22 protein-coding genes are annotated in these 21,302 nt (G+C 35.7%); 15 read left to right on the forward strand and 7 right to left on the reverse strand.

Annotated features, from left to right (window positions below):
- The first annotated feature begins 13 nt into the window (after window positions 1–13).
- From M947_RS19850 to M947_RS19885, 8 genes are all read left to right on the forward strand, one after another.
- Entirely contained in the window at window positions 14–1,339 is a 1,326-nt protein-coding gene (locus M947_RS19850) for an NFACT RNA binding domain-containing protein (protein ID WP_021287883.1), read from the forward strand.
- 640 nt (window positions 1,340–1,979) lie between these two features.
- A complete protein-coding gene (locus M947_RS19855; protein WP_021287884.1) occupies window positions 1,980–2,288 on the forward strand; it encodes a hypothetical protein in 309 nt (102 codons plus the stop codon).
- A 29-nt stretch (window positions 2,289–2,317) separates the two neighbouring features.
- Window positions 2,318–3,082: a phosphatidate cytidylyltransferase gene (locus tag M947_RS19860; protein WP_021287885.1), complete on the forward strand. Its 765-nt coding sequence runs from the start codon at window positions 2,318–2,320 to the stop codon at window positions 3,080–3,082.
- 2 nt (window positions 3,083–3,084) lie between these two features.
- Window positions 3,085–4,167: a 1-deoxy-D-xylulose-5-phosphate reductoisomerase gene (dxr, locus tag M947_RS19865; RefSeq protein ID WP_021287886.1), complete on the forward strand. Its 1,083-nt coding sequence runs from the start codon at window positions 3,085–3,087 to the stop codon at window positions 4,165–4,167.
- Window positions 4,168–4,299: 132 nt separating this feature from the next.
- Complete coding sequence (locus tag M947_RS19870) at window positions 4,300–5,622, forward strand: APC family permease (RefSeq protein WP_021287887.1); 1,323 nt, start codon at window positions 4,300–4,302, stop codon at window positions 5,620–5,622.
- Between the two features lie 51 nt (window positions 5,623–5,673).
- Window positions 5,674–6,651, forward strand: coding sequence for a tRNA (adenosine(37)-N6)-threonylcarbamoyltransferase complex transferase subunit TsaD (gene tsaD / locus M947_RS19875; RefSeq protein WP_021287888.1), 978 nt, complete (start codon window positions 5,674–5,676; stop codon window positions 6,649–6,651).
- Window positions 6,652–6,830: 179 nt separating this feature from the next.
- Window positions 6,831–7,346 (forward strand): thiol peroxidase, encoded by a 516-nt coding sequence (tpx, locus tag M947_RS19880; RefSeq protein WP_021287889.1) that lies wholly within the window; start codon window positions 6,831–6,833, stop codon window positions 7,344–7,346.
- A 301-nt stretch (window positions 7,347–7,647) separates the two neighbouring features.
- Entirely contained in the window at window positions 7,648–8,400 is a 753-nt protein-coding gene (locus M947_RS19885; RefSeq protein WP_021287890.1) for a TIGR04219 family outer membrane beta-barrel protein, read from the forward strand.
- On the opposite strand, the gene M947_RS19890 is transcribed toward M947_RS19885, so the two are convergent.
- Genes M947_RS19890 through M947_RS19900 form a run of 3 tightly spaced genes read right to left on the reverse strand, consistent with a single transcriptional unit; the run spans window position 8,383 to window position 10,318 of the window.
- On the reverse strand, window positions 8,383–9,183 hold the full coding sequence (locus M947_RS19890) for a UDP-N-acetylmuramate dehydrogenase (protein ID WP_021287891.1): 801 nt from the start codon (window positions 9,181–9,183) through the stop codon (window positions 8,383–8,385). The two genes, M947_RS19885 and M947_RS19890, sit on opposite strands and share 18 nt — an antisense overlap.
- Window positions 9,184–9,185: 2 nt before the next feature.
- A complete protein-coding gene (gene fliQ, locus M947_RS19895) occupies window positions 9,186–9,452 on the reverse strand; it encodes a flagellar biosynthesis protein FliQ (RefSeq protein ID WP_021287892.1) in 267 nt (88 codons plus the stop codon).
- 2 nt (window positions 9,453–9,454) lie between these two features.
- Window positions 9,455–10,318: a menaquinone biosynthesis family protein gene (locus M947_RS19900; RefSeq protein ID WP_031348052.1), complete on the reverse strand. Its 864-nt coding sequence runs from the start codon at window positions 10,316–10,318 to the stop codon at window positions 9,455–9,457.
- 151 nt (window positions 10,319–10,469) lie between these two features.
- On the opposite strand from M947_RS19900, the gene recA reads away from it, so the two are divergent.
- The 5 genes from recA (at window position 10,470) to M947_RS23785 (ending at window position 13,967) form a co-directional block, all read left to right on the forward strand.
- Window positions 10,470–11,510: a recombinase RecA gene (recA, locus tag M947_RS19905; protein WP_021287894.1), complete on the forward strand. Its 1,041-nt coding sequence runs from the start codon at window positions 10,470–10,472 to the stop codon at window positions 11,508–11,510.
- Between the two features lie 70 nt (window positions 11,511–11,580).
- Window positions 11,581–12,846, forward strand: coding sequence for a phosphopyruvate hydratase (gene eno / locus M947_RS19910; protein ID WP_021287895.1), 1,266 nt, complete (start codon window positions 11,581–11,583; stop codon window positions 12,844–12,846).
- 8 nt (window positions 12,847–12,854) lie between these two features.
- Window positions 12,855–13,133, forward strand: coding sequence for a hypothetical protein (locus tag M947_RS19915; protein ID WP_021287896.1), 279 nt, complete (start codon window positions 12,855–12,857; stop codon window positions 13,131–13,133).
- Between the two features lie 56 nt (window positions 13,134–13,189).
- Complete coding sequence (locus M947_RS19920; protein WP_021287897.1) at window positions 13,190–13,831, forward strand: AMIN domain-containing protein; 642 nt, start codon at window positions 13,190–13,192, stop codon at window positions 13,829–13,831.
- A gap of 7 nt (window positions 13,832–13,838) precedes the next feature.
- Window positions 13,839–13,967 (forward strand): hypothetical protein, encoded by a 129-nt coding sequence (locus M947_RS23785; protein ID WP_021287898.1) that lies wholly within the window; start codon window positions 13,839–13,841, stop codon window positions 13,965–13,967.
- A gap of 10 nt (window positions 13,968–13,977) precedes the next feature.
- Here the strand turns inward: M947_RS23785 and M947_RS19925 are convergent, their stop codons facing one another.
- A complete protein-coding gene (locus M947_RS19925) occupies window positions 13,978–15,804 on the reverse strand; it encodes an Lnb N-terminal periplasmic domain-containing protein (protein ID WP_483855289.1) in 1,827 nt (608 codons plus the stop codon).
- A gap of 69 nt (window positions 15,805–15,873) precedes the next feature.
- Window positions 15,874–16,320, reverse strand: coding sequence for a DUF3015 family protein (locus M947_RS19930; RefSeq protein WP_021287900.1), 447 nt, complete (start codon window positions 16,318–16,320; stop codon window positions 15,874–15,876).
- A gap of 170 nt (window positions 16,321–16,490) precedes the next feature.
- Between M947_RS19930 and mgtE the strand changes: the two genes are divergently transcribed.
- Window positions 16,491–17,819, forward strand: a complete 1,329-nt coding sequence (gene mgtE, locus M947_RS19935) for a magnesium transporter (RefSeq protein ID WP_021287901.1) — start codon at window positions 16,491–16,493, stop codon at window positions 17,817–17,819.
- Window positions 17,820–17,837: 18 nt separating this feature from the next.
- Window positions 17,838–18,887, forward strand: a complete 1,050-nt coding sequence (locus tag M947_RS19940; RefSeq protein WP_021287902.1) for a CNNM domain-containing protein — start codon at window positions 17,838–17,840, stop codon at window positions 18,885–18,887.
- Between the two features lie 168 nt (window positions 18,888–19,055).
- On the opposite strand, the gene M947_RS19945 is transcribed toward M947_RS19940, so the two are convergent.
- Together M947_RS19945 and M947_RS19950 are read right to left on the reverse strand one after the other, a co-directional pair.
- Window positions 19,056–19,391 carry a hypothetical protein gene (locus M947_RS19945; protein ID WP_021287903.1) on the reverse strand — a complete coding sequence of 112 codons (336 nt, stop codon included), beginning with the start codon at window positions 19,389–19,391 and terminating at the stop codon, window positions 19,056–19,058.
- Between the two features lie 140 nt (window positions 19,392–19,531).
- Window positions 19,532–21,301 carry an ABC transporter ATP-binding protein gene (locus M947_RS19950; protein WP_021287904.1) on the reverse strand — a complete coding sequence of 590 codons (1,770 nt, stop codon included), beginning with the start codon at window positions 21,299–21,301 and terminating at the stop codon, window positions 19,532–19,534.
- Window position 21,302: the final 1 nt, after the last annotated feature.

The following is a 21,302-nucleotide window of genomic DNA, read 5'->3' on the forward strand; positions in this document are numbered from 1 at the left end:
TAGAATAGCTCTTATGAAATACTCACACCTAAAACAGATAAAAGACTACCTTGCAAGCTTTCAAAAAATCTCGGCGATATATAGAGTAAACAATACTATCATAAAAATAGCATTTGATAGAGATGATGAGGTTTACTTTGAGATGCAACGCTCAAACTCCAAGATATTTAAATGCGACTCTTATACTCGCTCCAAAGTCTATAATGCACCCTTTGATGTTGTCTTAGCAAAGCGATTTAATCGTGCAAATATTTTAGATGTAGAACTTGTGGATGATGATAAGATCTTAAGGTTTAAAACCTCCGTAGCCTCGGCTTACAAAGAGGAGATAACTTATCTACAGTTTGAATTTACTGGAAAGTACACAAATGTCATTATTTATGATGAAGAGCAAATAGTTCTAGAAGCCCTGCGACACGTTGATATCTTCTCCTCCTTTCGTGAGGTAAAAGTAGGGCAAAAACTCCTAAGCCCTCCATCAGCTCCATATACTCCAAAAGAGTACCCCTTAGATGATGTTGAGAAGTTTTTGTATGATGAGTACAAAAAAGAGCTAGATGCAAAGTTAAATAGTCTTAAAAAACAAAAACTTTTAGTTCTAAATAAAAAGCTTCAAAAGCTTCAAAAACTTCAAGCCACACTTGAAGATGAGACAAAGCTAGCTCAAGAGGCACAAATAGCTGAGCATCAAGGAAACTTAATCTTATCAAATTTACATAATATTAAAGCATATCAAAGAAAGGTAGAGCTACAAGACTATGATGGAAGTCTTGTGGAGATTGAGTTTGCAAAAGAGTTCTCAAATCCAGCATTTATGGCACAAGCACTCTTTAAAAAAAGTAAAAAAGCAAAACAAAAAGCTCTGCACTCACACATTGAACGGACATCAATCCTTTCTAAAATAGAGCATACAAAACTCTTTATTGCCATAGTTGAAGATGCTAAGGATATGGCAAAACTAGAGCTTTTGTTTCCAAAACAGGTTCAGACAAAAAAATTTAAAATGAGTGACTCCATAGAGTCGTTTTGGATAGAGGGCTATAAAGTCCAGCTAGGTAAAAATGAAAAAGGCAATATAGAGCTATTAAGACTTGCAAAGGCAAAAGATATCTGGATTCATATGAAAGATAGACCATCAGCACATCTCATCATAACAACAGACAAGCAAAACGTGCCACAAAATATTATACATGAAGCTGCAAAACTATGTGTAGAGTTTAGCACAGCTCAAAAAGATAAGTTTTTGGTCGATTATACTCCAAGACGAGAAGTTACAATACAAAATGGTGCAAATGTTCTTTACAATAAGTACAAAACCATAGAGGTGGATGTGAGGTAACTTGGAAGTGAGGCTTCTAGGAATGCTAACTAATGGCATTCTCCACGATGAGCCTTGCCTATTTTGCGGGACTGAAATCCCACTTCCGAAAAAACTATAGTTATTTCACACTCTTGCAACAAAGGGACTTGTTCCTTTGTGGGACTAATTAAATAATAGTCCCTTGAATTTATGAAATAAATCTCTCTCGCCGAGAGGCGAAGCTTTAGTAGCCTCAGCGGCTAGCGGAACAAAGGGACTTGTTCCTTTGTGGGACTAATTAAATAATAGTCCCTTGAATTTATAAAATAAATCTCTCTCGCCGAGAGGCGAAGCTTTAGTAGCCTCAGCGGCTAGCGGAACAAAGGGACTTGTTCCTTTGTGGGACTAATTAAATAATAGTCCCTTGAATTTATAAAATAAATCTCTCTCGCCGAGAGGCGAAGCTTTAGTAGCCTCAGCGGCTAGCGGAACAAAGGGACTTGTTCCTTTGTGGGACTAATTAAATAATAGTCCCTTGAATTTATAAAATAAATCTCTCTCGCCGAGAGGCGAAGCTTTAGTAGCCTCAGCGGCTAGCGGAACAAAGGGACTTGTTCCTTTGTGGGACTAATTAAATAATAGTCCCTTGAATTTATAAAATAAATTAAAGGAGAAGGTTATGGCAGTAGGTGCAATCGGAAATGCTATTTTTGTAAATCAGATGACAGCGAATGCGTCTTCTATACAAAATGCTCACAATAATCGCATAGATTTTCAAAATATGGTAGCTCAAGCGGCTATGCAAGAAAAGGATGAGAAAGTTCTTGAAGTTCGTCCAGCTGAGGAGACCCATAAAATTGATCCTGATCGTGAACATGAAAAAAATTCGGCTGATCAAGAGACTGCTAGAAGTGAACATGATGATAAAGAGGATGACGATGAAGAGGAAAAATCCCCACCTCTTCATAAACTAGATATTAAAGTCTGATTTGGTATAATCCTTGCAAAAGGAGATTCATGGAATTTTTAAAGGCTCTTGGCTCAAACAGAGAGAGAACCATAACGGGTTTGTTTCTTATTGCAGTAGTCCTAGTTGTAGGTTTTATTGATAATTTTTTTCTAATGTGGGCATTTCTTGGAGTTGTCTATCTTTTAGCTTTTAAAGAGGCTCTTAAACTTTTTGAGCTTAAAAACAACTCACTTACTCTTTACGCTCTTGGTATCTGGATAGTCGCAGCATTTTATCCTTATGGGGATGATCTTTTTGTTTTAGCTGGTGTTGCATATGCAAGTGCAGTAGCTTTTGACAAAGAGCTAAAGTGGAATAATTTCTTTCCTTTTATATACCCAACAGCGGGAATGCTCTTTATCTTTACCATGTATCAAGAGTATGGAATGCTCTCAATGTTCTGGCTCCTGAGCATTGTGGCTATGACAGATATTGGAGCATATGCCGTAGGTAAAAGCATTGGCAAAACTCCTTTTAGCGAGACAAGTCCAAACAAAACTATGGAAGGTGTAGTTGGAGGTGTTTTAGTTGCCACAGCCTCTGGTATGTTTATAGGACTTAGTATAGTTGACCTAGCAGACTCTTTTGTAATCTCTTGTGTTGTTGCTATTAGTGCTATCTTTGGAGACTTGTTTGAGAGCTCACTAAAGAGAAACGCTGGCGTAAAAGATAGCGGGAGCATACTCCCAGGGCATGGCGGAATTTTAGATAGAATAGATGGCTATCTCTTTGGAGCTATTGTTATGCTAGTTCTTCTTCGTGGACTTGTATAGAGGTGATACTTTTAGGTTCAACTGGCTCTATTGGTGTAAATACGCTCTGTGTCGCTAAAAAGTTTGATATAAGTGTTGAGATTTTAGTTTGTGGAAACAATATTGGGCTTTTAAATAAGCAGATATTAGAGCACTCTCCTAAAGTGGTTGTCATCGCAGATGCCACTGATATAGACAAGGTAAATCACTCAAATGTGTTTTCAGGTGCAGATGCTATTTTAAAAGTTATACAAGACTCCAAATCGAGCTTAGTTGTAAATGCTCTTGTTGGTTTTTTAGGTCTCCGCCCAACACTAAAGGCACTAGAGTGCGGCAAGAGAGTGGCTCTGGCAAACAAAGAGTCACTTGTAGCTTGTGGAGCTTTTATAGATACGAGCAAAATTCAGCCTATAGATAGTGAGCATTTTGGTCTTTGGTATCTTATGCAAGATAGAGAAATTAAGAGGATGACTATAACAGCATCTGGCGGAGCTTTTCGTGATTGGGATATAAAAAAACTTCAAAATGCGACTTTAGCAGACACTCAAAAACATCCAAACTGGTCAATGGGACAAAAGATAACCATAGACAGTGCAACAATGACAAACAAGATATTTGAGCTACTTGAAGCTAGATGGCTCTTTGGCGAGGGCAAAAATGGGGTGATGGAGTTTGATGCCATTATAGAAACAAAGTCACTTATTCACGCCCTTGTAGATTTTAAAGATGGCTCAACTACTGCACATTTTGCTCGTGCATCTATGCAACTTCCCATTGCTTATGCGTTAGATAAAAAGATGAATGAAAATATATTAGAACATGTTGATTTGTTAGAAGTTGGCTCACTAGAGTTTCGCAAGATAGAAAAAAGCAGATACCCAGTCTGGGAGATAAAAGAAGAGTTACTTAAAAACCCAGCTCGTGGAGTGGTAGTAAACGCTGCAAATGAAGTGGCCATAGAGAAGTTTATAAACAAAGAGATAGGTTTTATGGATATCAGCAAAACCATCATAGCAGCTTTTGAAAAATTTAATGAGATGCCAAAAAGTGTAGAAGATGTTTTTGCGATAGATAGAGAAGTCAGAAAAAGTATAAGTTTTTTTTAAATTTAATGTAATAGCCTTATAATAACTATTTATTGAATGTTTTGAAAAATGATTAAATTGGATCCCGAGTCAAAACACGGAATCTAGCTTATAAATGAATCAGAGGGTTCTACTATTAATAAGGTTGAAATCATGAGTGAAGAAGCACATGACCACAAGGGTTCAGATTATAAAAAAAATAGCGTAAGCCTCTTTGGAGCTGTTGCTATGGGTACAAATGTTATGATAGGGGCTGGTATCTTAGCTCTAACTGGACAGATAGCAGAGCTCTCAGGAGAACTATTTCCTTTAGTGTTTTTAGCAGCGGCTATTGTGACTGCATTTAGTGCGTACTCATATGTAAAGATGGCAAACGCTTATCCATCAGCTGGTGGGATTGCAATGTTTTTACAAAAAGCATATGGAAAAACAACAATAACGGCAGCATCTGGGCTTCTTATGTACTTTTCAATGGTTATAAATGAGAGCCTAGTTGCAAGAATCTTTGGTACTTATACTACACAACTCTTTGATATTTCTCCTTCTAGCTGGATTGTAGCTGCTTTGGGTAGTGCGGTTTTAATCTTTGCGTTTTTACTAAACCTATCTGGAAATCTCATGATAGGGCTATTTTCTCTTTTTATGGCATCTATAAAGATAGGTGGTATAGTTATTTTTGCCTTAGCTGGTTTATGGGTGGCAGATTCTTCTTTTGTTAGTGTAGCCTCGCAGACCCAAGACTCTACGCTTTTGGGCTTTACAGGGGCAATGGCTTTAGCGATCCTCTCTTATAAAGGTTTTACAACCATAACAAACAGTGGTTCAGAGATTACAAATCCTCATAAAAATGTTGGCAGGGCTATTATTATCTCCATAGTTATTTGTGTGGTTATTTACTTCCTTGTTGCTGTGGCAGTAGCTAGCAATCTTAGTCTATCTGAGATTATAGTTGCAAAAGATTACGCTTTGGCTCAAGCTGCTAAGCCTGCTTTTGGCTCTTATGGTCTATATTTTACAGTTATCATAGCCATCATAGCTACAGTCTCTGGAATCATCGCTAGTGTTTTTGCAGTTTCTCGTATGCTTGGGATGTTAAGCGAGATGAGGCTTGTACCATATAAGCATTTTGACTCTTTAGGAAGTGTTCAAACCAATACACTAACCTACACAGTAGTTATAGCTATATTTTTAACAATATCTTTTGATTTGAGTAGGATTGCATCACTTGGTGCAATTTTTTATTTAGTTATGGATATTGTAGTTCATTGGGGAGTTTTTCGTCACCTTCGACATGAGATAAAAGCAAATGCTTTGATTCTTATAAGTGCGATAATCTTTGATGTAATAATTCTAGCTTCATTTATAGCACTAAAGATATCTAGCGATATAGTTATAGTCTATGCCGCAGTTATAGCAATAGTTTTGATTTTTTTTGCAGAGAGAGTCTTTTTAAGTAGGACAAACAAAGAGATATAAGAGTTGTTTTGATAAAATGACAAGTAAGCAAGATTAAAATATGGAAGATTTATGATACTAAGCATTGAGAGCTCGTGTGATGATAGTGCGATAGCCATCACAGAGATAGAGACAAAAAAACTTCTTTTTCATAAAAAAATATCTCAAGAGTTAGAGCATAGCATCTACGGTGGAGTTGTTCCAGAGCTAGCAGCTAGACTTCACGCTGAGGCACTTCCAAAGATATTAGAACAAGTAGAACCCTATTTTGAGCAACTTAAAGCAGTAGCAGTCACTTCAACTCCCGGTTTAGCAGTAACACTCGTTGAGGGTGTGACAATGGCAAAAGCTATCTCAATCGCACTAAATATTCCACTCATTGCAGTTAATCATCTAGTGGGTCATATCTACTCTTTGTTTATAGAAAAAGAGGCAGAGTTTCCTCTAACTGTTTTGTTAGTCTCAGGAGGACATACGCAGGTAATGCAAGTTAAGTCCCTGCATAACATAGAAACTGTTGCAAAGAGTATGGATGATAGCTTTGGAGAGAGTTTTGATAAAGTTGCTAAGATGATGAATCTCGGCTATCCAGGGGGTCCAATAATAGAGCAGATGGCAAAAGATGGAGATAGAACAAGGTATAACTTTACTATTCCGCTCTCGCAATCACCGCTTATCGCATTTTCATACTCAGGACTGAAAAATGCTGTTAGAGTTGCATTAGAGAGTGCTGGTGAGGATGACTACAAAGATATAGCTGCTTCATTTGAACATATCGCAACTATGCATATAGTACAAAAACTAAAAAAATATTTCAAAACAACTAGTCCAAAAACCTTTGCAATAGTGGGCGGAGCCAGTGCAAACTTATACTTAAGGGATGAGATAAAAAAACTACTAAAACCTCACAATGCAAAATTACTTTTAAGTGAGTTTAAATATTGCTCAGACAATGCTGCGATGATAGGACGAGTAGCTCTTGAGATGTACGAGAAAAAAATGTTTACTCCCTTAGAAAAGTTAAGTACTTCTGCTAAAAGTAGTATATAATATAGCTAAGACTAGATGGAATGAATCTATTTAGCAAAAGGCTGACAAAAGAAGCAAACTTAAGTAAAACTTATATAAAAACACAGTTCTTGCAAATAAGAGTTTTTTTATCCGATTTTACTTATACTTCTCTCGTCCAACTTAAAGATCATTAAAAAAGCAAAACGTAAGGAGCCAAAATGGCAACAGTAACATTCAAAAACGACACCGTATGTAATTTAGCGGGTAAAGAGATAAACGTAGGTGACACAGCACCAGTTACTACAGTAGTAAATTGTGATCCAATGCTTCAAGATGAGCAAATTGGTGGCACTGGTAAAGTTCAACTAGTTGTAGCAGTACCATCACTTGACACTGGTGTATGTGATGCTGAGACTAGAAGATTTAACACCGAAGCAGCAGCGCTAGATGGTGTTGAAGTTATTACCGTTTCTATGGATTTACCATTTGCAGCAGCTAGATGGTGCGGTGCCGCTGGGATTGAAAACTTAAAAGTTTGCTCAGACTTTAGAAACAAGGATTTTGCTAATAACTACGGTGTGCTTTTGGCTGATGGTCCTTTAGCTGGTATTACTGCAAGGGTTATTTTTGTAATTGGTAAAGATGGAAAGGTAACTTATAAACAAGTTGTTCCAGAGATTACAAATGAGCCTAACTATGAAGAAGCAATAGCAGCTGCAAAGCAAGCTTTATAAGCGACTTCGATAAAAAACTATGCTTGCTAATAGCATAGTTAAGATAATTTTTAAGAACTACATTACTTCCCCCTCTTTGTAGTTCTTGGCGCCTTTGGTGCCAAAATAAAATGAATTGATAACTCATTTTACTCTTCCTCCATTTTTAGGGCTTTATGCCCTAAAATCTTTTTTTTTTAAGTCTACAACTACAACCCTCTGATATAATAATAGAATTCTCTGATCAATCTATAAACTTGATTCAGGATCTAGTTTGATAATTCTTTAGAGCATTTGATAAAATTTATTATTAAGGGATTAAATGAAAAAAATAACGGCAACTCTCTTGTTTATAGGAGCTTTTTTTAGTACTGCAAATGCAGATATGATGAAAGTAGAAGCGGGCATTGGTCTATGGGATCAAAAATCAAGCGGAAAGTTAAGTTATACGGATAATGGTGCAGATGGTCGTTACAGCTCAAATGAACCTAGTAACTCATCAATCTATTTTTGGGCACTGCTTAAACATCCAATGCCTGTTGTACCAAACTTAAGACTAGAATATGCATCAGTTGAGGATTCGGGTGTAGGTAGTGGTAAGTTTAAAAATTTTGATATTGGTGCCACTACTACTAAAATGGTTTACGATATGAAACAGTATGATATTATTCCATACTATAGTATTTTAGACAACACTGCTTGGGTTACACTTGATCTTGGTTTAGATATAAAAATTGTAGAGGCTTCTATAGACGCAGCTCCAAATACTCTAGGTTTCAATGGTTATCAAGATAGTGAGATTTTGGCTATCCCACTTCTATATTTAAGAGCACGAGTTGAGATTCCAGCAACAAATATAGGACTTGAGAGTGATATAAAGTATATCTCTTATAGCTCAAACAGAGTTTATGATGTCCGTGCTAAAGTGGACTATACTTTTGATATATTCTCAGCTATTCAACCAGCTATAGAGCTTGGATATAGAGTTCAAAAAATCGATATAGAAGATGAAAGTGATTTTAATGTTGACTTGGAATTTTCAGGATTTTATGGAGGTTTAATGCTTCGTTTTTAAGTATCTCTCATCCAGTATAACTACCTCACACTCAAGTGAAATACCAAACTCATCAAAGACTCTTTTTTGAGCCTCTTTGATGAGTGTAATGGCATCTTCAAAAACACCGCCTCCATGATTTAATAAAAAGTTTGCATGTTTAGTGCTAAACTCCATAGCACCAACTCTTTTGCCCTTTAGTCCTACCGCCTCTATAAGTCTACCAGCAAAATCGCCGTTAGGATTTTTAAAACAACTCCCTGCACTATGTTCATGTGGTTGGTTTGCTCGCATCTGTTTAAAAAGTTCTGCTTTTTCAACACTATAACCATAAACAAGGGTAAATGATGCTTCTAAAATGGGCTCTTTTATATTAGTGCAACGATATCCATAGTCGATACTTTTCTTTTTAAGCTCACCCTTTGTTGTTGTGACGCTAAGGAGAGTATTAAATATTTCATGCTCTTTAAGCCCAGCATTCATATATACTAAACCGCCTAAAGTTCCAGGGAGATGCGAGACAAATTCAAAGTTAGCTATATTGTTTTTCTTGCAATATGAGGCTAGTTTGCCTGATGGTGTGGCGGCTCCGACTTTTAAAGTATCATTTTCTATTTTTATATAGTCGTACTTTTTGGAGAGTTTCATAAGTTTTGGTGGTTGTGTGCCAACTATTACATTATTACAAGAGCCTATTAGAAAAAAATCATCACTAAAATCACTTGCATCCTCTAAGATAAAAACTTCATGAACTCCTCCTATTTTTATAGAAGAGAACTTTGCAAAGTCGATTTGTTTAGTCATCTCTACTCTATAAAGCTTGGCATCATATTAAAGACATTTGTTGCAAAGTCTATCATGGAGTTTAGCATCCACGGCATTGTGAGGATGATAACAATGACCACGCCTATAATTTTTGGGATAAATGAGAGAGTCATCTCATTTATCTGTGTTGTTGCTTGAAAGATACTAACAGCCAAGCCTAAAAACATACCGGTTAGAAGTCCTGGAAGAGCAAGCATTAGCGCTATCTTAAAGGTCTCAATTCCTAATGCTGTTAGTTTGGCTTCCATTTTTATGAATTCCTTAGCTCTTTATACTCAGTTGGGATAAGATAATCTTTGGTTTTTACAAGTGAGTTATAAAACCCGTGTTTATACCCAAGTTCAAAAAGCTTATCAATAGCACGGTACTGAGTCTCACTTAGGGTAACAGAATCATCATTTGCATAGAGTTCTAGATATCTATCTAGCGTTTTTGCATCTATGCGTACTAAGTCTCTCTCTAGGAGCATCTTTGAGAGTCTATCTTTATGCTCTGTTGCAACTGCTACTGCCTTTGTAAGAGTTGCTTCATACTCTATGGCTTTGTTTAGTGGGAGTGAACGTCTTATCGCCATTCCACCAAGAGGAAGTGGAAGCTCATCTTCTGCTAACTCTTGCCAAATATCCCACATCTCTCTCTCAACTTCAAGGGCATCATCAAAGTCTAAAATGCTCTCATGGATCAAAACTCCAGCATCAACCTCGCCATCGAGTACAGCCTTTTCAATCTCTAAAAAGTTCATGTAAGTGATTCTCGCATCTGGATAGGCTATACGAAAGAGCATCGCATTTGTAGTGTGTTTACCACTAAGAGCTACTTTGAAGTTTCTCTTTAGAGTAACTCCTTTTTTCTTTATAAGCTTTGGACCATAACCCTCGCCAAAACTAACAGCAGTTCTAAGCGGGGCATACTCCTCTTTTATATGCGGATATAGTGCAAAACTAATAGCTACAATGTCATAAACCCCATTTAGGGCATCCTCATTTAGTGTTTGAATATCTTTTGCGATATTATCAAAGTTAGTGTTTTTCATATCTACCCAACCAAATTTGATAGCATAATACATAAATATATCATCAGCGTCTGGTGAGTGTGCAATTAATGTTTTTTTCATAATATGGATTTTAACCAAATAAGGATAAAATCCGACTAATAGATAAAAAAGAAAAAAAGATTGTAAAAAAATATGACAATTTGAAATATATTTTAGTAAAAACGCTGTTTTATTATAAAATCTTTGAAAATTTACAAAAAGTGAGCCTAACATGGACGCAAATAAACAAAAATCACTAGACTTAGCAATGAAGCAGATTGACAAAGCATTTGGTAAGGGTGCTTTAATGAGACTCGGAGACAAAGACATAATTCCTATAAAGTCAATAAGCACAGGCTCAATTGGACTTGATTTAGCCCTTGGCATAGGTGGTGTACCTGAGGGTCGCGTAGTTGAGATCTATGGACCTGAGAGCTCGGGTAAGACAACCCTAGCACTTCAGATAACAGCAGAGTGTCAAAAAAAAGGTGGTGTTTGTGCTTTTATAGACGCAGAGCATGCTCTTGATGTTGGATATGCTAAAAACTTAGGTGTTGATGTTGAAAACCTACTTGTATCTCAACCAGATTATGGCGAACAAGCACTAGATATTGTGGAAACAGTTGCTAGAAGTGGTGCGATTGACCTTATAGTCATCGACTCTGTAGCAGCGCTTACGCCAAAGTCTGAGATAGAGGGTGAGATGTCTGACCAAAATGTTGGTGTGCAAGCTCGTTTGATGTCAAAAGCACTTCGTAAACTTACAGGTGTTATAAGCAAGATGAATTGTACAGTTATCTTTATAAATCAAATTCGTATGAAGATTGGGATGATGGGTTATGGCTCTCCTGAGACTACAACGGGTGGAAATGCTTTGAAGTTTTATGCATCTGTTCGTATAGACGTAAGACGTATAGCTTCACTAAAGCAGGGTGAGAGTCAGATAGGAAATCGTGTAAAAGCTAAAGTTATAAAAAACAAAGTGGCACCACCATTTCGTCAAGCAGAGTTTGATATTATGTTTGGTGAGGGTATCTCTAAAGAGGGTGAGTTAGTTGATTATGGTGTAAAACTTGATATTGTAGACAAAGCAGGAGCGTGGTTCTCTTATGAAGATATAAAGCTAGGTCAAGGTCGTGAAAATGTTAAACAAAAATTTAAAGACGAGCCAGAACTAGCAAAAGAGATAGAAGAGAAAATCAAAGTGGCTATGGGTGTTAGCAATGTTATGATTATGGATACTGTAGAGATAGAAGATAGCGCAGAAGATTAAACTAATGTTTATCTTAATTTGTTTTAGGTAAAATTTCGACATTAATATACTAAGTATAAAGGTGAACTAGATGTTTATAGATAGCGTAAGTGCAATAGAAGTAATGGATTCTCGCGGAAACCCAACAGTAAAAGCTACAGTAGAACTTAGTGATGGAACTATTGAGAGTGCTATAGTTCCATCAGGTGCTAGTACAGGAAAAAGAGAAGCATTAGAGCTTCGTGATGGTGGCGAGCGTTACATGGGCAAGGGAGTCTTACAGGCGGTTGAAAATGTAAACTCACAAATCTCAGATGCACTTATTGGACTATCTCCTTTTAATCAAGCTGTTATAGATGCAACTATGAAAGAGCTTGATGGAACTGATAATTATGGTAATCTTGGAGCAAATGCTGTTTTAGGCGTATCTATGGCAGTAGCACGCGCTGCTGCAAAAAGCTTAGGTATGCCACTCTATCGCTACTTAGGCGGTGCAAATGCTATGGTAGTACCAACTCCTATGCTAAACATTATAAATGGTGGCTCTCACGCTGATAACTCAGTTGATTTTCAAGAGTATATGATTATGCCAGTGGGTTTTGAAGACTTTGCAGAGGGGCTTCGTGCATCAGCTGAGGTATACCATAATCTAAAAGCTATACTAAAATCTAAAAAACACAATACTGCACTTGGAGATGAGGGTGGTTTTGCGCCAGATTTATCTTCAAATGAGGAACCTATACAAATCATTATGCAAGCTATTGAAAAAGCTGGATACATAGCTGGCGAACAAATAGGAATCGCCCTTGATATTGCAGCTTCAGAAATAGTTACTGATGGTGGATATAGACTAGAATCTGAAAATCGTACAGTTTCTTCTGCTGAGTTAGTAGATTATTATGTAGATTTATGCGCTAAATATCCTATAGTCTCTATTGAAGATGGTCTCAATGAAGATGACTGGGATGGTTTTAAGCTAATGACTGAAAAACTTGGGAGCAAAATTCAGATTGTTGGAGATGATCTTTTTGTTACAAATGCTAATATTTTAGCAAGAGGTATCAGTGAAGGAATTGCAAACTCTATTCTTATCAAACCAAACCAAATAGGCACAGTTAGTGAGACTATGCTCACGGTTCGCCTAGCTCAAAGAAATGGTTACACTTGTGTTATGAGTCATCGCTCTGGTGAGAGTGAAGATGCTTTTATCGCTGACTTTGCAGTTGCACTAAATTGTGGACAGATAAAAACAGGCTCAACAGCCCGTGGAGAAAGAACTGCTAAATATAACCGTCTCTTAGAGATAGAAAATGAAGTAGTATATGGCGAATACTTGGGCTTATCTCTTTTTAACTAGAGATAAAAATGCAAAATGAAGAACTTTATGAGGAAATAGACAGCTCTCAAAGTATCACCCAAAGATATTTAGGACTATCTTTAACAAAGTTCTTGAGTCTTATATTTATAGTTTTGGCTCTTGGAGTTTATATAGGTGTTCTTCTCTATGGTACAAATTCTCTTGAAGTTCTTTTTGAACTTCAAGAGTATGAAAACTATCTTCAAAGTGAAACTAGCCGACTTAAACACGAAAATGCAGAGCTTCAAAGGGAGTATTTTGAGTTAAAAGAGATTTCTGCTCAATAACTTGATATAATAAGCCTTATAATTTTTCGAAAAAAGATTCAACATAGGGGCGGTTTTTGATTAAAGTTTTATGTGCAGTGCTTCTTTTACTTGCAAGTCTAGATGCAAGAGAAAATCCTTTCTTCCCTGCAAAAGGTGAAAAAGACATACCTTATACAACAAATCTAACACAAAACATAGAGCCACTAAAACGCTCATCTATAACCCTCCCATCATCAGCTAGAATCATAAAAAAGGTTACCATAGAGTATGAAAATCTTGATGCGACTGTAGAGACAAAAAGTATAGAACTTAAAAATACGGTTGATTGGCATCTGCCTATATTTATCTCTCAGAGCTATATAGAAGTTCAAAAAAAAGATGAAAAACAAGTAGTTCAAAAAAAAGAGGCACAAGAGTTTAAAGAGATAGCATCTACAAAATACGCAAAATTTTTTGAAAATTTTAAGAGCCTAAAAATAGTTACAGAGGATAAAATTATAAGAGATTTTTTACTTGTAAAACCTCATAGAATAGTGTTAGATTTTAAAAGAGATGCAAGCATAAAAAGTTACTCTAAAGAGAACAAAAATAGTAGGTTTTCTAAAATAAGAGTGGGAAATCATGCAGGATATTACCGTGCAGTTGTAGAACTAGACGGACTCTACAGATACAAAATGAAAAAAGTATATGATGGGTATATATTAAATTTAAGATAGGAAAAAAATGAAATTTTTTATACTTTGGAGTATTTTGCTTTTGTTGGTACTTGGTGGATGCTCATCAAAAGAGTTTAGTGATGGTGCTAAAGATATAGGAAATGATATCTCAAAACTTTTTGAGCCTACAAACTAAAGAGGATTAGCTAAAAATAGCAGTTTATTGAAGCTTTATATGTCTGCTCATTCTCTTTTTTATCATTAAAATATCTCTCTTTATAGTCATAGCTAAGCTGTAGTTGTAGGTTTTGTGAGACTCTAAAGCTTTGAGAGGCTTTTATAAGTATTTGCTTATCTGAAGTGTCATAAAATCTCTGAGTGATCTCAAAGTTTGTATTTGTGTTCTTGTATTTGTCTATCACAACTCCTATGCTTGAGCCAACCCCAAAGACAGACTTTTGTTCATAATAGTATAAGGGATCAAGCATTATGTATGTGTAAGCTAAATCATTTCCCCAGCTAAATCCAGCACCAAGAGTTGCAAAAAAGTTACTTTTATCATTAATATAGTTATTATCCCATCCAAACTTTGTTCGCCACGAAAAACTATCAAAAAATTCGCTTCTTTGTGCTATGGAGGCTATGGAGATTATTGTGGCGTTTTCAAGCTTAGTTTTGTCACTTGTTTGTGAAAGCAAAACATCTAAAAACTCTATCTCTGTACCTCTTAAAAAACCATAACTACTATCTTCTAAACTGTGGTATGCTCCTCTAATGCCAAGAAAGCCAATACCATCTCCATCTCTTATACCAAAGCCAGTTGTGGCTCTAATAGCTCTATGACTCTCTATTGGATTTGGAGGAGTTTTTATATCTAACTTTTTGCCCTTACCAAAAGTTGCTCTTGCTTTTGTAATATTATGAAAAAGTTCTAGGTATTGTTCTTTAGTCATATCATTTTTACTAAAAGAGTATTCTAAAAACTCCGTTGCAGCCTCAAGTATATACATCTTTTGTTGAGCTTCTATTTCGCTACTGTTTATGATATCTTCTAAGCTTATCTTTTTTTCAACTAATTTTCTTGGAAGTTTTATATATTTGACCTCTATAATTGACTCATATTTTAGTAGTATGGTCCTCTTTGATGCTCTATAGCTAGACTCTTCTATCAGGTCTTCTTTCAAAGCAGCATGAACAGTCTCAAGTGGTATAACCTGATAGGTAAAGTGGTCTCTTAGATTAATAGACGGTCTTGCTATCTCTATAAACCAAAGCATATTATAAGAGCAGTTCTCTGTAAAAAAGTAGTAGTTTGAGTGAGTTCCGTTTAGTTCCCAAATATGCCTTACCATCTGTAAAACTTCTTCTTCATTGAGGTTTAAATCATACTCCCAGATATCCCTTTGTTCTGTATCTCTATACTCTTTGAGTTTGTCATAATAAGGAAGCAAAGAGTATTTTCCATAGTAGCCACCAAAGAGACCTTTTATAGCAAAAATAACACCATTTTCAGTATCTGGATTTGCATTTGCTGCATAATTTATAGCATAAGAGAGTAGTTTAGATTTATATCCTGAGTTTATCCTCAAAAAAGTATGGCCAAACATTGAAGCTGGAGAATTTATATGTGCTGATGGAAATACAATAGTGGCAGATTTTGGATTTAATCTTTTTAAAATAGAGTCATATTCATCGCATCTGACTTCTGGAAATTCTTTTATATCAAGTTGTTCTTTTAACCAAGCTTTTCTTGCAGGAAATCTACAAGCAGTAGAGTTGTCATCAAATTTTGTCTCATTCAAAAGTGCTGTTATTGTAGCATTTAACTCTTTTTTTGCACTTTTTTTTCCATCTTTTGATAAAAAAAAGTTTGCATCATCAATCTCACTAAAGCCATCGTTCATGTGAAGTAGCAGGTGCCAATATGTACTGTTAGCTAAGTCTAAATCTTTTGCTTTGTCAAGATAATCTTTAGTAGAAGCTTGTAATAAAACTGCACAAAAAATTAGTATAAAAAAATTTTTAGTTAAAATATTTTTTCCTAGCTTGGTTTAGTGGATAGGGAGTCAAACGAGCCAGGCTCGCTTAACTGTTAACGTTTTTTATAAAGAAGTAGTAGAGATGTTATCTAGAACATCAGACATTTCTACACTTTTTGAAGTATAGATGCTGTTGTAGTTTGCTTGAAGCGAAGATGCAAATGTTGCAGAATCTTCAACGTTTAAAAGCTCTGCTAGAGTGTCGATTGACTCTCCATGACCAACCGCAATCTCTTTTGCAAGAATATCCATGTTTGACGCAACAAACTCCTCAGCTCTTTCATTCATAACAAACTTAGTTTTAGTACAACCAGAAGTTCCAGAAGTGATACCAAAAGTTTGGTTACCAGAGGTACCATTTGTAGTAGCTTGCAGAGCTAACATAACTGCTGTTGAATCATCCTTGATAATCATAGAACCAAGTCCACAACCTGTTTGAGAATTAACATTTGCCATAGCTGATGAAGTTAACGCAATTACTGCTACTGCACTTAATAGAATTTTTTTCATTTGACACCTTTATTGTATAAGATAGAACAATTCTAAACAAACTATACTTTATCAAACATTAAATAGCTAAAAAATATCTCTAATTTGATATCTTTTGCCTATTTAGCTTTTAGTGAATCTTATGTAAAATGTGTTAAAGAACATAGTATTATTGGGTATAATTTCACATAATGAATAGGCTAGAAGAATACTTAAGCTCTCACGAAACAAGTGAGATGCACCCATCGGACATTGCTAAGATTTTAAAAGAGTTAGAAGATAGCGATCTAAATGAAGCTATTAAACTAATTCCAAAAGACTTAGTTGGTGATGTTGCTCTTGCACTTCCTGATAGATACTTTGACTTTGTTGTTGAATCTTTAAGTGTAGACGAGCTTTCTTATGCGGTTACAGAACTAGAATCAGATGACCAACTAGAGTTTATGCAAGAACTCGAAGAGGTTAATGAAAACGTAGCATCACAAGTTTTTGAAATCCTAGATGAAGAAGATAAGCAAGAGATAACAAAGCTTCAAACATATGGTGAAGAAGAAGCTGGTGCTTATATGCAGCTTGAAGTCTTCACAGCTAAAAAAAATGAGATAGTTCAAGATGTGATAGAAAGATTTGCAAAGCTAAGGCGCGCAAATGAGTTAGAGAATATCCAAAACTTATTTATAACCGATAACAATGCAAAGTTACAGTACACTATTGGACTAGATGATATACTTATTTTTGATTTTTCAAAGACCTTAGAGCAAAATATTGAGCTTAGTGAGGATAGTTTTGAACCTAAGAGTGGTGTAGACAGTGATAATATAAAAACCATAGTTCATGACTTTAAGCAGTATGACCTCTCAGTTATGCCAATAGTAAATAGTTATGGTATCTTGGTAGGTCGTATAACCTCGGACGATATTTATGACATCATTAACGAACAAGCAACCGAACAGATGTATAATCTTGCGGGTGTTGATGATGAAGCGGAAGAAGATTATGAGATACTAAAAGCTGGAAAGAAACGTGCTACTTGGTTATCTCTGAATCTTTTTACAGCTATAGGTGCATCTTTTGTTATTGGCTCATTTGCCGCAACGATAGAGAGCATAATAGCTTTGGCAATTCTTATGCCCATAGTTGCATCTCTGGGTGGAAATGTCGGCATTCAGAGTCTTACAGTTGTTGTAAGACAGCTGGCTCTTGGAGAGGTATCTAAGAGAGAAGCTAAAAGAGTTGTAAAAAAAGAGGTTGCTATATCTATTATAAATGGCTCCCTCTTTGCCATCATCATGGGAATTATCGCTGGTGTATGGTTTAATATGCCCTTGCTAGGAGTGGTTATCGCCCTAAGCATGATTATAAACTTTTTCGTTGCTGGATTTTTTGGTGCGGTTATACCGCTATTTTTTAGAAAAATGAACATAGACCCAGCCATTGGGAGTTCAGTTGTTTTAACAACTCTAACAGATGTTGTAGGCTTTTTTAGTTTCTTAGGGCTTGCTACATATATTTTATTATAAAAGGATAATTAAACTTAAATGGACCTGTTAATACTATACTTTGCTTTAGCAATTATAATATCTTTTGTATGTTCTGTACTTGAAGCAGTACTGCTATCTGTAAATATGTCATATGTCTCAGTGCTTGAAAAAGAGAACCCAAAAGCTGGAAGTCTTCTAAGGCTTCATAAAATAAATATACACAAATCTATTGCATCTATTCTTATATTAAACACAATCGCACATACTATTGGCGCAGCTGCCGTTGGAGCTCAAGCTGCTAACCTGTTTGGAAACGATGCTGTTGTGATTATCTCTATAGTTATGACTTTTGCTATTTTATTTCTATCTGAAATTATCCCTAAGACTATAGGAGCTATCTACTGGAAAGAGTTAGCTCCAATATCCGCTTACATGATTAGAATATTTATCTGGATTACATACCCTGTTATCATCAGCACACTTTTTGTTACAAACAAAATTTCTGAGGGCAAAGGAGATGCTCATACACTAACAAGAGATGAACTTTTAGAGAGTATGTACTTAAGTGAAGATGATGGACTCATTGATGAAAAAGAATCAGACTTTATAGAAAATATTTTAAAACTAAACAAGATAAAGGTGAGTGAAGTATTGACGCCTAGAAGTGTTGTTTTTGCTATTGATGAAAATATGACAATTAAAGAGATTATAGATACGCAACCTGCCATCTTCAAGGTTTCTCGTATTCCGCTTTATCGTGGATCTATAGAAGATGTTACAGGTATAGTGTTAACTAAAAAAATCTTTAAACAAGCTCTAGTAGATGATAGTGTTACCGTGGGTTCTATCAAAAAAAGTATATTTACTATAAATGAAAATATTCCTGTCTCAAAAGCACTAGATCTTTTTATATCAAAAAAAGAACACATGTTTTTAGTTGTAGATAACTACGACCAGACAGAGGGAATTTTAACTCTTGAAGATTGTGTTGAGACTGTTTTGGGTGTTGAGATAGTTGATGAGAGCGATTCTACAGATGATATGAGGCAACTAGCTAAAATGAGAATGAAACAAAGACGAAAAGAAAAGATTAATACAGAGAGCTGAAGAGTATAAAAAACGCCATAGCCAAAAGGGGGAAGGTGCTACGGCGTTACTTCTTCGAATCTAAGGAGTGGCTAAAAGAGATTTATACTTCATATGAACACTATAGGTTCTATATTTCTCTTTTTCATCTATGATTATAGGTTTATAAAGTGTAAATTAAGTGTAAAATTAATCTCTTGGCTCTTTTTTCATAACAACTCCATCTATAGCATTGATTTGGAGTTTATAATTTTTTGTTTTAGCCTTGTAAACTAGGTAGATGCCAACATGTGTGAGTTCTATCTCACTTGCGTCTTCATTAGTCTCTTTTTTGATTATCTCTTTTGCTTCTTTTTCGTCAATGTTTCTAAGCTCTCTTTTCTTTTGATCACTTTTGATGTTTACAAGTGGAGCTTTGTTGTATCCGTGAATAGAGCTATGCTCAAGTGGAGTCATAGGTGTACTATCTGGTGGTGATGCTAAAGCAAAGAGTGGAACTAGTAGTAATGTTGCTAGATACTTCATGATAAAGCCTTTGATATTTTTATATAGTTGCTTATATACAACTACTCATGAAGTGTAGCAATTTAATACTAATAATATGCTATCTTTTTTAAAGTTTAGAGTCTATATCAGCCAAAAAAAAGCAAAGCATATATCTTAAATTAGAGTACCTGTTTTTTAACAAACTCCATATAATAACCCTCTTCTGCCTCTAACTCTTCATGAGTTCCACATTGAACTATCTCTCCTGCATCTAAGACATAGATGGATTCTGCATTTTTAACGGTGCTAAGCCTATGTGCAATGGTAATGACAGTTTTATCTTTTAGAAGTGGTTCTATTATGGTTTGAAGTTTTGCCTCTGTGTGAACATCAAGTGCTGAGGTTGACTCATCAAAGATTACTATGCTTGGATTTGCGATAATCATTCTAGCGATGCTAAGCCTTTGTCTCTGCCCACCTGAGAGTCTAACGCCATGACGACCTACAATAGTATCAAGTCCGTCCTCCATCTGCTCTATCATCTCTTTGAGTTGTGCTATCTCTAAAGCTTTATAAATCTCTTCATCGCTAATATGTTCATCGCCCATAGTTATGTTGAATCTAAGCGTTGAGTTAAATAGAATGGGCATCTGTAAAACTAAAAAGACTCGCTCTCTTAGTGAACGCTTATCAATCTCCTCAACATTTAAAGAGTTGTACTTTAGCTCTCCGCTGCTCTTCTCATAAAAACCAGATAAGACTTGAGCTAGAGTCGTTTTACCGCTTCCACTAGCTCCGATAAAGGCTATCTTACTTTTTGCTTTTATATCAAGAGAGATATTTTTTAGTATAAGTTTTTCATCTGCATATGCAAAGCTTAAATCTCTTATAGAGATATCTACATCTTTTTTTTCTATCTTTTTTGTTCCACTGACTTGAGTTTTTAGGTTTAGTATCTTGTTTATTCTCCCCAAAGCACTCTTAGCCGATGCATAGCTGTACTGCATAGTTAAGATATCTTGAACTGGAGTCATAATAAACCAGATATAGCCAAACATCGCAAACATCATTCCGATGCTAAGGTCGCTATAGGCCACGAGCAAAAGTCCAGATGCACGGATAAGTTCAAACATAACTAAAAAGATAGTGTAAGAGAGTTTTTCATATGCCACACTTTTGTAACCATACTCATTTGAAGTCGTCTGAACTTTTTTTGCATGTGAAGTAGCTTGTGTGAAAAAATAGTCCTCTTTATTTGATGCTTTTATCTGTGCGTAGAGATCTAGTGTTTCGCCTAAATTGTTTTGAAACTCCTCTATTGCACTATTTTCATCTCTTTTTAGCTTTCCTGTGATGGCAGCCATCTTTTTGCTAAGTATCATAATAAGAGGCTGGGCTATAAGGATTAAGATGCCTAAAATCGGGTCGATGATTATCATCACAATCCCAACTGCCACGAGCGTTAAAACTGAGGAGATGAACTTACTCACACTTGTGATGATAAAGTTATCAAGTGTGTTTACGTCTGTGACAAGATTTGAAGTGATGGCGCCTGAGCCTAGAGTTACATACTCATTCATAGAGGTAATCTTAAGATGTTCTATAAGCCTAACCCTTATCATATAAGTTACATACTTTGATATTTTTGTAAAGATTTTAGTGATGATAACGCCAAAAAAGTAGTAGATAAATCTTAGCAAAATTACCACTAAAGTAACTATAGCTATATAGTAAAATGCTGTGGTAGACCCAAGAAAAAAGTCTATGCTATTTACAAAAAAAGCAGGTTTATCTAGTAAAACCTCATCTACCATGAGAGGGAGCATCAGAGGAATTGGGATGCTAACTAAGATGGCTAGAAGTGTTATGATTTGACCATAGATAAGAGAGGGTTTCTTATCTAATATAAGTCTATATATGCTCTTAAGAGTGATTGGTTTATTGTTCATC

It is taken from the genome of Sulfurimonas hongkongensis, from assembly GCF_000445475.1.
GTDB lineage: Bacteria > Campylobacterota > Campylobacteria > Campylobacterales > Sulfurimonadaceae > Sulfurimonas > Sulfurimonas hongkongensis.

Excerpts from the sequence above, each read along its gene's own strand:
- M947_RS19850 (WP_021287883.1), top strand. The coding sequence starts at position 14 with ATGAAATACTCACACCTAAAACAGATAAAAGACTACCTTGCAAGCTTT.
- M947_RS19855 (WP_021287884.1), top strand. The coding sequence starts at position 1,980 with ATGGCAGTAGGTGCAATCGGAAATGCTATTTTTGTAAATCAGATGACA.
- M947_RS19860 (WP_021287885.1), top strand. The coding sequence starts at position 2,318 with ATGGAATTTTTAAAGGCTCTTGGCTCAAACAGAGAGAGAACCATAACG.
- M947_RS19870 (WP_021287887.1), top strand. The coding sequence starts at position 4,300 with ATGAGTGAAGAAGCACATGACCACAAGGGTTCAGATTATAAAAAAAAT.
- tsaD (WP_021287888.1), top strand. The coding sequence starts at position 5,674 with ATGATACTAAGCATTGAGAGCTCGTGTGATGATAGTGCGATAGCCATC.
- tpx (WP_021287889.1), top strand. The coding sequence starts at position 6,831 with ATGGCAACAGTAACATTCAAAAACGACACCGTATGTAATTTAGCGGGT.
- M947_RS19885 (WP_021287890.1), top strand. The coding sequence starts at position 7,648 with ATGAAAAAAATAACGGCAACTCTCTTGTTTATAGGAGCTTTTTTTAGT.
- M947_RS19890 (WP_021287891.1), bottom strand. The coding sequence starts at position 9,183 with ATGACTAAACAAATCGACTTTGCAAAGTTCTCTTCTATAAAAATAGGA.
- fliQ (WP_021287892.1), bottom strand. The coding sequence starts at position 9,452 with ATGGAAGCCAAACTAACAGCATTAGGAATTGAGACCTTTAAGATAGCG.
- M947_RS19900 (WP_031348052.1), bottom strand. The coding sequence starts at position 10,318 with ATGAAAAAAACATTAATTGCACACTCACCAGACGCTGATGATATATTT.
- recA (WP_021287894.1), top strand. The coding sequence starts at position 10,470 with ATGGACGCAAATAAACAAAAATCACTAGACTTAGCAATGAAGCAGATT.
- eno (WP_021287895.1), top strand. The coding sequence starts at position 11,581 with ATGTTTATAGATAGCGTAAGTGCAATAGAAGTAATGGATTCTCGCGGA.
- M947_RS19915 (WP_021287896.1), top strand. The coding sequence starts at position 12,855 with ATGCAAAATGAAGAACTTTATGAGGAAATAGACAGCTCTCAAAGTATC.
- M947_RS23785 (WP_021287898.1), top strand. The coding sequence starts at position 13,839 with ATGAAATTTTTTATACTTTGGAGTATTTTGCTTTTGTTGGTACTTGGT.
- M947_RS19930 (WP_021287900.1), bottom strand. The coding sequence starts at position 16,320 with ATGAAAAAAATTCTATTAAGTGCAGTAGCAGTAATTGCGTTAACTTCA.
- mgtE (WP_021287901.1), top strand. The coding sequence starts at position 16,491 with ATGAATAGGCTAGAAGAATACTTAAGCTCTCACGAAACAAGTGAGATG.
- M947_RS19940 (WP_021287902.1), top strand. The coding sequence starts at position 17,838 with ATGGACCTGTTAATACTATACTTTGCTTTAGCAATTATAATATCTTTT.
- M947_RS19945 (WP_021287903.1), bottom strand. The coding sequence starts at position 19,391 with ATGAAGTATCTAGCAACATTACTACTAGTTCCACTCTTTGCTTTAGCA.
- M947_RS19950 (WP_021287904.1), bottom strand. The coding sequence starts at position 21,301 with ATGAACAATAAACCAATCACTCTTAAGAGCATATATAGACTTATATTA.